The organism is Caldicoprobacter faecalis (genome assembly GCF_900115765.1).
Classification (GTDB): domain Bacteria; phylum Bacillota; class Clostridia; order Caldicoprobacterales; family Caldicoprobacteraceae; genus Caldicoprobacter; species Caldicoprobacter oshimai.
In genome coordinates this window covers 39,661-53,927 of record NZ_FOXR01000004.1, presented here as the reverse complement: position 1 = coordinate 53,927, position 14,267 = coordinate 39,661, and the positions used below count along the sequence as shown (strand labels likewise).

Genomic DNA, 14,267 nt, shown 5'->3' with positions numbered 1-14,267 from the left:
ACTATGCCGTTGCTCAAGGTGCACAAGCTCACAAAATCGTTTGGCGGATTGACAGCCGTTTTGAATGTAAGCATGGAACTTAAGCAGGGCGAACTGGTAGGGTTGATCGGTCCCAACGGTGCCGGCAAGACCACCGTGTTCAACCTTTTAACCGGCGTTTACGTCCCAACCAGCGGCAGCATTATCCTGAATAAAGCCGGCGCCGAGCAGGAGCTACAGGGGCTGAAGCCGCACAGGATATGCAAAGCGGGAGTGGCAAGGACGTTTCAAAATATCCGTTTGTTTAAGGATCTGACGGTGTTTGATAACGTGCGCATCGCGATGCATAAGAACGTGCGGTATGGGCTGCTGTCCAGCTTTTTGCACCTGCCGTCGTACCACAGGGAAGAGAAGCGGATCAGCGAGGCCACAATGGAATTGCTTAGGATCTTCAAGCTGGATGGCAAAAAGGATGAGTATGCCAAAAACCTTCCCTATGGAGAACAGCGCCATCTGGAGATCGCGCGGGCATTGGCTACTAATCCCAGCCTGTTGCTGCTGGATGAGCCGGCTGCGGGGATGAACCCTGCTGAGACTGCTCAGCTTACCGAGCTGATAAAGTGGATCAGGGAGAAGTTTAACCTGACCATTCTTCTGATCGAGCACGACATGTCCCTGGTCATGAAGATATGCGAGCGCATCTATGTACTGGATTACGGAATATTGATTGCTGAGGGTACTCCGGATGAAATCAGGTCAAACAAGAGGGTCATAGAGGCGTATTTGGGAGAGGATGTTGGCGATGCTTGAAGTTAGGAATCTCCATGTGCATTTTGGCGTGATACACGCATTGAAAGGGATCTCTTTGACGGTCAACGATGGGGAGATTGTAACCCTGATAGGTGCCAACGGGGCGGGCAAAACCACCACGTTGCGCACCATATCGGGTTTGAAGAAGCCTACCAGCGGCGAGATTATACTTGACGGCGTGGACATAACCAATGCCTCCGCTCAAGAAAGGGTCAGGATAGGCATCTCACATGTACCCGAGGGGCGGCGCGTCTTTTCCAATATGACGGTTTTGGAAAACCTCGAGCTGGGAGCCTATCTCCGAAAGGATAAGGAGGAAATTGCAAAGGATTTAAAGAAGGTGTTTGACCTTTTTCCAGTGCTGGCCGACAGGCGAAAGCAGCTGGCTGGTACCCTCTCGGGCGGGGAACAGCAGATGCTGGCAATTGGCCGGGCTTTGATGAGCCGACCCAAAATTTTGCTGCTGGATGAACCTTCCATGGGGCTTGCGCCCTTGTTAGTTCAGGAAATTTTTAATATAATAAAAGATGTAAACAGCAACGGAACGACGGTGCTGCTGGTGGAGCAAAACGCAAGGATGGCGCTGCAGATCGCACATCGCGCTTATGTAATAGAGACAGGAAGGATTGTGCTTTCGGGCACCGGCGCTGAACTGATGGAGAGCGAAGAGATCAAAAAAGCCTATCTAGGGGGTTAATGCTATGTTTGTTAAAAACAGGATGACCACCAACCCGTTTACCATCTCTCCTGATCAAACCATTCCGGATGCCCAGGAGATCATGATGAAACATGGCATAAGGCGGCTGCCGGTTGTCAAAGACGGCAAGCTGGTGGGCGTGGTCACAAAAGAGGACATCGAACGGTATTCGCCTTCCAAGGCAACCAGCCTCAGCATGGGAGAGATCACCTATTTGCTATCCAAGACCAAGATAAAGCAGATCATGACCAAGGATCTGGTTACCATATCGCCCAACGCTCTTTTAGAAGAGGCAGCCACGCTCATGCGGGATCAAAAGGTGGGCTTTTTGCCGGTGGTGGATGGGGATAAGCTGGTGGGGATCATAACCGAGAGCGATATCTTCGACGCTTTTATTGAACTGCTGGGCTTCCGTGAGCGGGGTACCCGGCTTACTGTCGAAGCGTCGGATGAACCCGGCATTTTGGCCAGGCTGACCGGCATTTTTGCGCAGTACGGCGCAAACATCACTCGCGTGGCGGTTTACCGTGGAGCAGATGGTACCAGCAGCGTTGTGGTGGGTATAAACTCTTTCAATACTGAAGATATAGAGAAAACGCTGGAGGAAAACGGCTTTAGGATACTGTATAAGCTGCAGAATAGCTAAGCGCTGCAGAATAGATAAACGCGATTGTACAGGCTTTCCTGCTGTGATTCGGCAGGAAAGCTTTTTATTTTGGGGGAGTAATTTGCGTAAGAGATTAATTAGAGTATAGCTTATTGTATTAAGATGCTCATTTTTTAAGAGGCTTGTATGGGAAAACATAATTTTTGTGTACATTAAATGGTTTTATTTTTCATAAGTTGTGAGCTGATTTTTTGTGCATGAGTAACATTATAATGTAATATTTATATTATAGGAAAAATTAAAATATTACATTCATGTTTTATAAAGGCTGAGTTGATCAAAGCTACTAAACTGCAATAAAAGATTACAAATATCTATTTGATACAGACCAAATAAAAATAATGTTGCAATTTTTAAGATAGTATGATATACTTTGAAGTAGAGAAAATGAGGATAAAAGATATAACGTAAGTAATGCCCTTGTACTTGGGGATTTAAAAGAATTGTAGTAGATAAAATTGCAGATGTTTATAGCATCTCGATGTAGCAAGTAAACGAAATCGGGTATGTCTAAATAAAGCTGTTCTTTTTGTTTGGGACATATTCATAAGATACATTCAGTATAGTAAGGGGCCATGTAAGTTATAGATGGGAGACAGGAGAGTACATATGTTGTTGTAAACTTAAATTAAAAAAGCATTATGAGAAGTTATTAATTAAAGGTAAAATTGTTTCAAAAACTTAAATAGTTCTTCAATTCAGAAATGTCTAAATTTCTAAAAACAAATAAGAAATAGCGTAGAAAGTTATATCTTTTCTTTATTTATTATATACAAATTATATACAAAAATTTTGTGGTGGAGGAGTTTCATTGTGCTGTCAGGTGGTATTTTCTTTAAAATTAAAAAGGAAATACCGCTTGATATATTAAATGTAAATTTCAAAAAGGGAGGAGTATGAATGAAGGGGAAAAAGTCTATTGTTTTGTTGCTAGCGTTGTGTTTCATTATTAGCATGGTAGCTGCCTGCAGTAAAAAGGAGACTCCGGAGCAAACTACGACACCTGTAGAGACCCCCTCTGATGAATCTTCAGAACAGCCTGAAGAATCCAAAGAAGAGGATGAAACAAATAAAGATCCATTTCCTGGTGCAGATCTTGGAGGAGTAACTCTAAAAGTATGGGGCTTGCCAAACCCTGAAACGGTTGACGAGGCACAGAAAGAGATGTGGGCTGAGCGGTTAAAAACAGTAGAAGAAAAATTTAACTGTAAGCTTGATTTTAGCGGTTTGGAAGGCGTAGGCTGGAACGATGTTCCGCAGAAAATTATAACCTCTGTTGCAGCAGGTGATCCGGTTATTGATTTCGGTGAGATGTCCAGATATTACATAAGTGATTTGGTTACCAATGATGCTATTATTGATATGACAGAGGTTGTAAAAAATTACAATTTACCAAAAGCATATTGGGAAGGCGGTTGCCAGTGGGGAGACAAAATAGTAGGATTTTCTAAAGATCCTATGCTTCCATGGAGTGCTCTAGTTTACAGAAGAGATATTATTAAAGAAGTTGGTATGGAGAAGACTCCTGGAGAGATGTTTGTTGAAGGAAAATGGAGTTTAGATGATTTTTATAAGTATTGTAAAGAATTACAATCTAAATTGCCGGAAGGAACATATGTGTTAGGTATTCATGCGCTTAACTGGGCTCGAGGTGCAGCTTTTGCAAATGGCGCATATATGATGGATTCTAAAACCTATCATCCTGGCTATTTATCTGACGGTTTTATCGAAATAGTAGAATTCTTCCAGAAATTAGTAGAAGAAGGTATAGCTGTTAATGCAACAGAAGTGGTACGGGATGATGGGACAAAGGGTTACGATTGGAATCCAGCACAACAGGGCTTTGATGAGGGGAAGATCGTGATAACTCACGGAGACAATTGGAATTTTGATGAATGGGCAGCTAAATTTGATTTTGGTGTGGTGCCCTTCCCGTGGGGCTCTAATGTAACTCTTAAAGATCCCAATGATTATAGGACTCTTTCTGATAATTATACTAATTACTATAAAGATTGTGGTGTATTTGTGGTTGTAAAAGGCGGAGAAAAGAAAGCCACACCTGAACAATATATGAATCTCCTATTCTCTTATTGGCCTGAAAAAGCCGAATTGATGTTAGAGAATCGTGAAAGGGAAGCAAAAGGAGAACCTATCACTTGGGAAGGGAAAGGTGCTTACAGGTGGTTTTCTACGGATTTAGATGCCGAATTGTGGGATTGGTACATTGGTCGATATAAATTTGATCCAACTGATACTACTGCACAATCACCTGTATTCTTTAGAGCATTATACAAAGTTTGTGCCGTGGGAGGTAGTCCGCGAGCCGAATTTGAAGCTGTTGTAGGCGAAGATTTGCATGCTATGATAGAAGCTGGGCTCATTAATGAAGCTCAACTTCCTGATGATTTAAAGCAAAAAGTTGCAGAGTTTAGAGAGACGCTTGACAAAGAACAGTAAAGTTTTGTTTAATTGAATATTTTAAAAACCATGTTATGTCGAAAGGGTAACTTTTGACATAGCATGGTTTCCGCTTATATTTCTTTTTATATTTTTATTATTGATTATTGAATGCTTAAAGAAGGTGTGATTATGCTAAAATTTATGGCAGATAGAAGTGGTGGCATTAATTTACAGAAAAAAGCAGTGATTAAAATTATGATTACAATGTTAGTATTTTTGTTAGGTTTTGAGTTCAGCATACAAGCTTTTGCGGTAGAACAAGTAAAAAAGGCATATTCAGAATACATAAATGAGTATGCTCAATTTTTAAATGAAAATAATGAGGAAGTAATTTTATCTGCAATTCACTATAAAGATGCTATTGGTGCAAAGATTTTTGATGGAATTTTACTTTCAGGAGAAAATTCAACTGTATCTTATTCTTTTAATTTGTCCAAACCCGGTCTTTATTATATCATGATTAATTATAAAGCCGTTGCAGGTGGAGGTGAAATTGCAAGGGGAATTCGTATCAATTCAGAGTATCCTTTTGAAGAAGCAAGGCATATAACATTTAGACGTTTTTATAAAGATCAACATCAGGAATATAAAAAAGAAGAGGGTAACCAAACATTTCCTCCGCAAATTGAAGCAGAAGTTTGGCATGAATTTATTTTATCTAATTCAAAAGGAGAGCCTTTTGAGTTCTTTTTTGAAGCCGGGGAAAACATATTGACTATAGAGGCTGTAGATGGAGAAATTTGGTTGGATAAAATTAAACTTATTCCGGCAATACCGCTTCCTGATTATAAAAGCTACATATCCAAGCTTTCAAAAAGTGGTTATGAATTTTATGATGGAGAACCTATTAAAATACAAGCTGAAGATGCTGTGTTAAAAACCAGTCCAAGCCTTTACCCTATTAATGATCGTACGTCGTCGTTAACTGAACCCTACCATCCATATTATGTGGTCTTAAATTCTATTGGTGGTTATGCGTGGAGATTCCCTGGGCAGATGATAGTTTGGGAGGTAGACATTCCTAAAGAGGGCTTATATAAGATAGCATTTAGGTATAAGCAGTCCTATAATCGTGGCAGATTTTCTGTGCGAAAGTTGGCTATAAATGGAGAAATACCTTTTGCTGAAGCAAGTGAAATAAAGTTTCCTTATGATACTAAATTTAATCTTAATTATTTGGCTGATGAAGACTCCGGTGAGGAATTTTACTTTTACTTTAAAGAGGGAAAAAATACAATTTCTTTAGAGGTGTGCCTTGGAGTATTTGGTGAACTCATTGAAAGAGTAGAGAATTCTTTGAGAGAACTTAATAAAATTTATCAAGATATAGTAGTTGTTACGGGGACCTCACCTGATAGGTATAGAGATTATAACTTAACTTTATTAATCCCCGATTTAAGAGAACGTTTAATTTTACAGCGCAATGATTTAAAGGATATTATACAAGAAATAAACAGCATCACGGGAGATTTTACAGAGGCTAATACTGTCATTGAAATGTTGGTTATAACTTTAGAAAAAATAATACAAAGGCCAAACGAAATTGGAAGATATTTAGCAGACTTTAAAAATAATATATCCGCTTTGGGATACTGGATAGATTCTATGATAAAGCAACCTTTACTTTTAGATTATATTATTATTGCACCAGCAGATTATAAATTACCCAAAGGAGAAACTAATTTAGTTGAAAATTTTATACATAAGGTACGAGCTTTTATTGGTTCGTTTAAAGTAAATTTTGATGAAGTTTTAGCTAGTGGGACTGGACAAAGGAGGGGTATTATTGAGGTTTGGGTATCTACTGGTAGGGACCAATATAATGTTTTGCGCCGTTTAATTAATGAGTCTTTTTCTAAGGAACATAATATAGATGTAAATTTAAGATTGGTAACCCCTGAAGCTATAATTCCAGCCACTTTGACTGGCGCTGGTCCGGATGTTATTATACAGGCAGCAGCAAGTATACCCATGAATTTAGGTTATCGCGGTGGCGCATATAATTTAGCACAATTTCCAGATTTTTCTCAGCTAAAAGGGAGGTTTTCTCCAGCGGCATTAGGTACTTTTATGTATGAAAATGCATGTTATGCTTTACCTGATCAGATGAGTTTCAACGTGATGTTTTACCGAACAGATATTTTTGATGAACTGAATATTCCTGTACCAAAAACTATGGAAGAATTGTTGGCTATCGTTCCGATTTTGCAGAAAAATAATATGGACGTTTATTTTATTACGACTGAACAACCTCAATTAGGTGCAGTTGCGAGAACCGGTATGACCAAAAATATAAATCCTGTATATGTATCATTATTGTATCAGATGGACGGAGCTCTTTATCATAATGAAGGAGAGTCAACTGCTATTACTAGTGAAGAGGGTATTAATGCATTTAAATACTGGACTGAATTGTATACAAAGCATAACTTTATTGTATCCACTGATTTTGTTACTAGATTTAGGCTAGGGGAAATTCCCATTGGTGTCGTTGACCTTACAACTTTTAATTCCTTGTCCGTAGCCGCCCCCGAAATAAAAGGACAATGGGCTATGGCTGTAATACCTGGAACTATTTCTTCTGAGGGGGTTATAAGACACGATAATCCAGTAACGGTAAGCGGAGCTTTTATAGTAAAAAATATAGTTGAACGAAAAGGAACGACTGATTTGGCATGGGAATTTCTGAAGTGGTGGACTTCTGAAGAAGCACAGTATGATTTTGCCACTGCCATGGAATCGGTTCTTGGATTGGCTGGACGTTATACCACTGCTAATATCGAAGCTTTTAAGAAACTAGGTTGGGGAAAAGATAATCTACAGGTTTTGGAAGATAGTTTGCAATGGTTAAGAACTGTTCCACAAGTACCGGGTGGTTATATTACGGGTCGGTTAATTGAAAATGCGTTTTTATCCGTAGTGACCGAATCAGAAAGCAAAAATCCTGTAGATGCTATTTATGAAGCTGCTGATGCAATTAATAATGAACTGGTTATAAAACGAAGAGAATTTGGCATTGAATAAAAGAAGGAAGTGATGTTTTAGATGGAAGATAAAATCCGGGTATATGGTTTTAAGAGAAATAAAGATTTATATCTTATGATGCTTCCGTTTTTAGTTTTGTTTTTCATATTTGTTGTTTTACCTGTATCTGTTTCTATAATAATTAGTTTTACTGATTTTAATTTGCTCCAATTCCCTAAATTTGTAGGGCTTAGTAATTATAGAAGATTATTTTTAAATGATGATATTTTTATTACCGCTGTTAAAAATACTTTTGTAATTGCTGTTATAACTGGCCCTATAGGTTATTTACTGGCTTTTTTAATGGCGTGGCTTATAAATGAGCTTCCTGCTAAGATTAGAGCTATTTTGACAATCATTTTTTACGCTCCAAGTATTTCAGGAAATGTATATTTGATATTCACTATTATATTTTCAGGAGATCCTTATGGCTACTTAAATGCTAAATTATTGGAGTGGGGAATAATTGATTCACCGATACTATGGTTGCAGGATACGCAGTATATGTTGCCTGTTGTTATACTGGTTTCTCTTTGGATGAGCTTGGGATTTGGGTTTTTGGCCTTTGTTGCGGGATTACAGACGGTTGATAAAACTCAGTATGAAGCGGGAGAGATAGATGGTATCAGAAACAGATGGCAAGAACTTTGGTATATAACTTTGCCAAATATGAGACCCCAATTAATGTTTGGTGCAATTATGTCTATTACTAGTGCTTTGGGAGTGGGGGATATAACTGTTGCTTTAACGGGTTTCCCGAGTCCCAATTATGGAGCACATACTATAGCCAATCATCTTCTGGATTATGGTAGTGTAAGAATGGAGATGGGATATGCTTCAGCGATTGCAGTAGTGCTATTTGGGATGATGGTATTTACTAATTTACTTATACAGAAGTTCATAAAGAGGGTGGGGACTTAAATATGGCACCATTTAAAGTATCAACAGTTTCGTTGGAGAAAAAGCAAAATTTAAGAATAAAATATAAGAGAGCACCCAATGCCTTCATTAAATTTTTTACCAATACCAGAAGCAATCGTTCGGTGTGGGGCAATATCTTGCTTGTTGCTTTTCTTACCTTTCTAGCTTTTTTGTTCCTTTTCCCAGTTATTTTTATGGTTAATAATGCTTTTAAGCCACTACACGAACTTTTAAAATTTCCACCGGATATAATTGTTAGAACCCCTACTCTTAATAATTTTCTAGAATTAAGAGTAATATTTCAGGATTCCGTTATACCGCTTTCTAGATATATTTTTAATACGGTTTTTATACTTGTTATAGGTACCGCAGGGCAGATTATATTTGCTTCGATGGCAGCTTATCCATTAGCCAAATACAAGTTTTTTGGGAGTGAAGTTATCTCAAGGATTATTGTTCTTTCACTGATGTTTTCTCCTGTAGTAACAGCCGTACCCAATTATGTTATTATTTCAAAGCTGGGATTAATTGATACATATTGGGCGATTATTTTACCTGCTTTTGCTGCAACTTTAGGACTATATTTAATGAAAAATTTTATGGAACAAATACCATCATCGTTAATTGAAGCCGCTAGTATTGATGGGGCAAGCGAATTTGTGATTTTCTGGCGCGTGATAATGCCTTCTGTAAAACCTGCATGGATAACATTGTTTATAGTTTCTTTTCAAACTATGTGGGGAGTCACGGGAGACATGTATATCTATAAAGAAAATTTGAAAACATTTAGTTATGCTTTAGGACAGATTGCAAGGGTAGGAATTGCAAGACAGGGTGTTATGGCAGCCGTCTCTCTTATTATGTTTTTAATTCCTACAATTACATTTATTATAGCTCAAAGTAACGTTATAGAGACTATGACGACTTCAGGCTTAAAAGAGTAGGTGGGTGAAAAAATGAACAAAAAAAGAATACGATTAAGAGCTATAGTGAGTGCGGTTGTGTTAATGCTTAGCTTTTTTTTAGCAAAGTATGATGTGTTTGCTGGCGATATATTGAGCTATATATACTATTATACTGACACGGGATATCATCCTGTTCCAGCCCCTTCGCCCTATAATTATATAAAAAGCGTTAATGCTGAAGATTTGAGGATAGAGGATTTAAATGGAATTAATAGTATATTTGTTTCCGATAAGCATGTTTATATTGGATGTAACGGCAAAATTGTAATTACTGATCATAATTTTAACTTAATAAGAGAATTAACCAGTTTTATTTACAATGGTAAAGAGCAGGAGATGAGTGATATTACAGGTATGTGGGTAACAGACAACGAAGAGTTGTATGCGTGCGAACCTTCGAAAGGTCGTATACTTCATTTTGGATCGGATTGGTCTATAAAAAGAATTTTGGGTAAGCCGGAAGGGATTATTATCCCCGAAAATGTTGCATATCAACCATTGAAGGTAGCGGTGGATAGTGTAGGGCGTATTTATGTAGTTGCTAATAACATTTATGAAGGATTGGTAGAAATAAATCCTGATGGTACGTTTTTGAGATATTTTGGAGTGGTAGAAGTCAGGTATACTCCTATACAACTTTTCTGGAGGAGGCTTCAAACCGCGGAACAACGCGCCCGATCGCGGCTGTGGCTTCCTGTTAATTTTAGTAACTTAACAATAGATGGGGACGATTTTGTATACGCTACGGTGGCGGGTTCCGGAGATGAAGAGCCCATTAGAAAGTTGAATGCAAAAGGTAGGAATATTTTGAGATATCCCGTTGGGACGGGTGTGAAGCCCCAGGGAGATTTAGAATACAATCACTATGGGTTGAGAGTACCAGCAGGTAAATCTACGCTTAGTGCTATTGATGTCAATGATTATGGTCTGTACGTAGTACTTGACACTAAGCGTTCAAGGATTTTTGCGTATGATGAAGATGGTTATATGTTATACGCATTTGGGGAGTCAGGCACTGCCGAATGGAGATTTCAACTGCCCGTGGATGTTAAATTTATGGGGGAAGATAGGTTATTGGTTGCTGATCGAGGAAGTGAGTCTATTAAAGTTTTTGAATTAAATGATTATGGTAGAAGTATTCATAATGCTGTTAAGTATCAGTCACAATTTAATTATGATTTGGCCATGGAGGAATGGAAAAAAGTAATAGATCATAATCCGGCTTTTCAATATGCATATGTAGGTGTTGGTAAAGCTTTGTATCGTAGAGGCGATTATAAAACAGCCAGGGATTATTTCTTACTTGGTCAAGATGTTTATTACTATTCTATGGCATACAAAAAGATAAGACAGGAATGGGCTGAACAATATTTTGACCTCTTTGTGGGGATACTAGTTCTTTTGGTTATGTGTGTTAGTGTTTATAAAATTATTAAAAAGTTTAAATTTCAGGTTCGGATGGAGGCATAAAAATGATTGCATTTATACAAGATAAATTCATTAGCGTCCTTGAAGTTTTTAAAAATCGTATAGACTTAAAGGAGGATTTTATAAAATATCCTTTTTATATAATTTCTCGTCCATTTAAAGGATTTAGCGATTTGAAATATGAGAATAGAGGAAAAATGTATTTTGCTCTTATGGTAGTTATTTTGATGTGTTTTTTTAATATATATAACGAGATGTATAAAGGATTTGTGCTGGCCGGATACTATACCGAAAATAAGACCGTTAATACGGTATACGTTATTTTTATGACTATTATACCAATTATACTATTTGTAGTGGCAAACTGGAGCGTTACTGCTATTGCAAATGGTAGCGGAAAGATGAAAGAAATATTTATGGTCTATGCTTACGCATCTTATCCGAAGATCATCTTTAGTTTTATTGGGTTGATACTTTCTAATTTTGTTACTGTAGAAGAAGCGGCTTTTGCTATGTTTTTTTACTCTCTGGGAATGGTATCGTTTCTATTTTATTTGTTTGTGGGCTTAGTTGTCATTCATGAATATTCATTTACCCAGTCAGTTTTAATGATTGTGATGACTGTTATTGTAATGTGCATAATTGTTTTCATAGTGGCTTTACTTTTAGCTCTTTCTAATGAGGTAATTGTATTCATTAGAACAGTAGTAGAAGAATTAACTATGAGACTATGACAGGAAAGGTGATCTACCATGAAAAGAATTTTAGCATTGATTATCGTATTTATGCTTTTACTTCAGACACCTGTTTTTGGTGAGCAAGAAAATTTAAATGACGAAGGTGATGTTAAGGGTGATGTGGTGGGGGAAATTTCACTAGAGGATGTTGCTGAGGAAGAACAATATAAATTTAATTTTGAAGTGGTTGCTCAAAACGATGAAGCGAAATTGTTTATTGATAAATCCTCTAACCTTTTAAGAGTAGTTTCATTAAAAACTGGTAATTATTTTGATACCAAGGTTATGAACGGTCAAGTGGGCAGCGAACATGTAAAAAATATTCAAAAGTCAGATTTTGTCGTGACTTATTATAGAGATTTAATAAGAGGTACAACAGAGACGTGGGATAATTATACAATGAGCATTAAATTAGACCAGGTAGAATATGCCTTGTTGGATAATGGCATTAGATGCATCTTTACTGTAGGGGATGCTTCGAGAATACATCTTGATATGTTTCCTATGTATATAAGCAAAGAACGAATGGAAAACTTGGTTCTAAAATATCTTGATGATAAGCAACGTCAAGAGCTTTTAGGTAAACATGGGTATTATACTGAAACTAAAGATAAATATATACGTAATTGGGAGTCTAAGACTAAAGATGGTTCTCCTACAGCGGTACCTATTCCCGTTCTTAAAAGAATGTATAATTTATTTTACGAAATAGGTGCTTACTCCGAAGAAGAGCTGGCTATCGACAATGAGATGTGGGGTGTGGAAGCTGAGAATTTAAATATCACTTTTAAGATTGTTGTAGAATATGTACTTGATGGGAAAGATTTGGTTGTTCGCGTACCTGTAAAAGATATCGAAACGGATCCCAAGCATCCGATTTCAGAGTTGATACTGACGCCATATTTGCTTTGTGGAAGTGTACGCGACAAAGGATATTTGTTTGTGCCCGATGGATGCGGTGGAATTATTAACTTTAATAACGGTAAATATTTAACAGAGTTTTCTGCGCCCATTTTTGGGCCGGATCCATTATATGAGAATAAGCTTTATTCTGAGCAGTTTACGCCATCTACTTTTCCGGTTTTTGGTATAAAGAAAAATGACATTGCTGTAATGGGTATAATTGAAGAAGGGGCAGAGATAGCAACTGTTACAGCAAATGTGGCGGGTAGAGTAGATGAGTTTAATAAGATTAGTGTAAAGTTTAATTTGTTTTATTCTGAGAGAATACCACTTACTGTAGGTTTTGATAATTACATATTAAAACATGCGGAACGAGGTTATGATAAAGACATTGTGGTAAGATATAGGTTTTTAGAAGGGGAAAATGCAAACTATGTAGGCATGGCTAAAGAATATAGGAAATATTTGGAAGAAAGAAAGGCTATAAAAAAGAACAACGTTCCACAGCAGGCTCCGTTGTTTTTAGAGATGATTGCTACCGTTCCAAGGAAAAAGATGTTTTTGGGAATTCCTTATACTTCCTATATAAGCATGACTTCTTTTGATCAAGCGCAGCACATTACTGAAACGTTAAAGCAAAAAGGTATTACTGATATTGTTGTACAGTATACTGATTGGGCAAATGGGGGTGCAAAAAATTCACCTTTTAACGATATTAAAGTTATAAGAAGTATTGGTGGTAAAAAAGGATTAAAGAAGTTTATTTCATACTCACAACAAAATGATATTCCCCTGTTTTTTACAATAAATATGTTAACTACTTATTCTACTAAAGGTATTAGTAGAAGCAAGGATATAGCTAAACTTATTAACAATACTTTGGCAGTTAAGCCGGGCTTTAATATGGTGACTAAAGTTACAGATAGGGTAATGGAATGGCTAATATCTCCATCCTTTTTCTCTAAATACGCTTCAGAAATAATAAAGTGGTCTAATAATTTGGGAATAAAAGGATTGGGACTTGGAGAAGCAGGAGTTTTGTTGTATGGAGATTATAATGAAAAAAACCAGATAATGAGATGGGATGCTTTGCCGATGTTCCAAAATGCGTTCCAAATAATGGATGACTATAATAGTTTATTGTTTTCCAACGCTAATAGTTATGTATATAAATATGCTGAGTATATAACTGATTTGCCAGTATATGGAAGTAGTAGACGGATAATAGATTACAATGTACCTTTTGTGCAGATGGTACTGGAAAATAATATAATATATTCTATGCCGGCATTTAACAAATACAGTTTAGAGGGTTTTGAAAAATATTTGTTGAAAGCTATTGAAACGAAAAGTAGTTTAAAGTGGATAATAACTGCTGCAGATGAAAGGGAATTTATACCAGCATATTTGTCGGATGATTTCAGAATGAAATACTACTATAAGACACAATTTAAGCATTGGGAAGAAAAGATTGCTGAACTTTACAATTTATACAATGAATTTTATCAAAAAGTAAAAAGTGCAGAGATTGACAGTCATGAGATTATTGATAAAGATTTGGTAAAGGTAGTGTATACAAATGGTGTTGTTGTGTATCTAAATTATTCAACTGAAGAAAAAATAATAGATAGGCTTTTACTCAAGCCTCTATCTTATGTTGTTGTAGAATAATTGGA

At 37.0% G+C, this 14,267-nt stretch carries 10 protein-coding genes; all 10 read left to right on the top strand.

What is annotated here, in order from left to right; translation table 11 throughout:
- The first annotated feature begins 3 nt into the window (after window positions 1-3).
- The 10 genes from BM241_RS12605 (at window position 4) to BM241_RS02580 (ending at window position 14,262) form a co-directional block, all read left to right on the top strand.
- The gene (locus BM241_RS12605) at window positions 4-789 is read left to right on the top strand and encodes an ABC transporter ATP-binding protein (protein ID WP_025747156.1); all 786 of its coding nucleotides are present in this window, start codon (window positions 4-6) and stop codon (window positions 787-789) included.
- Window positions 782-1,486 (top strand): ABC transporter ATP-binding protein, encoded by a 705-nt coding sequence (locus BM241_RS02620; protein ID WP_025747155.1) that lies wholly within the window; start codon window positions 782-784, stop codon window positions 1,484-1,486. Before BM241_RS12605 ends, BM241_RS02620 begins: the two co-directional genes overlap by 8 nt.
- A 4-nt stretch (window positions 1,487-1,490) precedes the next feature.
- Window positions 1,491-2,132 carry a CBS and ACT domain-containing protein gene (locus BM241_RS02615; protein WP_025747154.1) on the top strand — a complete coding sequence of 214 codons (642 nt, stop codon included), beginning with the start codon at window positions 1,491-1,493 and terminating at the stop codon, window positions 2,130-2,132.
- A gap of 921 nt (window positions 2,133-3,053) precedes the next feature.
- On the top strand, window positions 3,054-4,610 hold the full coding sequence (locus BM241_RS02610; protein ID WP_025747153.1) for an ABC transporter substrate-binding protein: 1,557 nt from the start codon (window positions 3,054-3,056) through the stop codon (window positions 4,608-4,610).
- 132 nt (window positions 4,611-4,742) lie between these two features.
- The gene (locus BM241_RS02605; RefSeq protein WP_177206072.1) at window positions 4,743-7,637 is read left to right on the top strand and encodes an extracellular solute-binding protein; all 2,895 of its coding nucleotides are present in this window, start codon (window positions 4,743-4,745) and stop codon (window positions 7,635-7,637) included.
- A 21-nt stretch (window positions 7,638-7,658) separates the two neighbouring features.
- Entirely contained in the window at window positions 7,659-8,558 is a 900-nt protein-coding gene (locus BM241_RS02600; RefSeq protein ID WP_025747151.1) for a carbohydrate ABC transporter permease, read from the top strand.
- A 2-nt stretch (window positions 8,559-8,560) separates the two neighbouring features.
- Complete coding sequence (locus tag BM241_RS02595) at window positions 8,561-9,502, top strand: carbohydrate ABC transporter permease (protein ID WP_025747150.1); 942 nt, start codon at window positions 8,561-8,563, stop codon at window positions 9,500-9,502.
- A 12-nt stretch (window positions 9,503-9,514) separates the two neighbouring features.
- Window positions 9,515-10,993, top strand: coding sequence for an NHL repeat-containing protein (locus BM241_RS02590; RefSeq protein WP_092281974.1), 1,479 nt, complete (start codon window positions 9,515-9,517; stop codon window positions 10,991-10,993).
- Between the two features lie 2 nt (window positions 10,994-10,995).
- Entirely contained in the window at window positions 10,996-11,685 is a 690-nt protein-coding gene (locus BM241_RS02585) for a YIP1 family protein (RefSeq protein ID WP_025747148.1), read from the top strand.
- An 18-nt stretch (window positions 11,686-11,703) separates the two neighbouring features.
- Window positions 11,704-14,262: a DUF5696 domain-containing protein gene (locus tag BM241_RS02580; protein ID WP_092281973.1), complete on the top strand. Its 2,559-nt coding sequence runs from the start codon at window positions 11,704-11,706 to the stop codon at window positions 14,260-14,262.
- Window positions 14,263-14,267 lie beyond the last annotated feature (5 nt).

Excerpts from the sequence above, each read along its gene's own strand:
- BM241_RS02615 (WP_025747154.1), top strand. The coding sequence starts at position 1,491 with ATGTTTGTTAAAAACAGGATGACCACCAACCCGTTTACCATCTCTCCT.
- BM241_RS02585 (WP_025747148.1), top strand. The coding sequence starts at position 10,996 with ATGATTGCATTTATACAAGATAAATTCATTAGCGTCCTTGAAGTTTTT.
- BM241_RS02610 (WP_025747153.1), top strand. The coding sequence starts at position 3,054 with ATGAAGGGGAAAAAGTCTATTGTTTTGTTGCTAGCGTTGTGTTTCATT.
- BM241_RS12605 (WP_025747156.1), top strand. The coding sequence starts at position 4 with ATGCCGTTGCTCAAGGTGCACAAGCTCACAAAATCGTTTGGCGGATTG.
- BM241_RS02595 (WP_025747150.1), top strand. The coding sequence starts at position 8,561 with ATGGCACCATTTAAAGTATCAACAGTTTCGTTGGAGAAAAAGCAAAAT.
- BM241_RS02605 (WP_177206072.1), top strand. The coding sequence starts at position 4,743 with ATGCTAAAATTTATGGCAGATAGAAGTGGTGGCATTAATTTACAGAAA.
- BM241_RS02580 (WP_092281973.1), top strand. The coding sequence starts at position 11,704 with ATGAAAAGAATTTTAGCATTGATTATCGTATTTATGCTTTTACTTCAG.
- BM241_RS02600 (WP_025747151.1), top strand. The coding sequence starts at position 7,659 with ATGGAAGATAAAATCCGGGTATATGGTTTTAAGAGAAATAAAGATTTA.
- BM241_RS02590 (WP_092281974.1), top strand. The coding sequence starts at position 9,515 with ATGAACAAAAAAAGAATACGATTAAGAGCTATAGTGAGTGCGGTTGTG.
- BM241_RS02620 (WP_025747155.1), top strand. The coding sequence starts at position 782 with ATGCTTGAAGTTAGGAATCTCCATGTGCATTTTGGCGTGATACACGCA.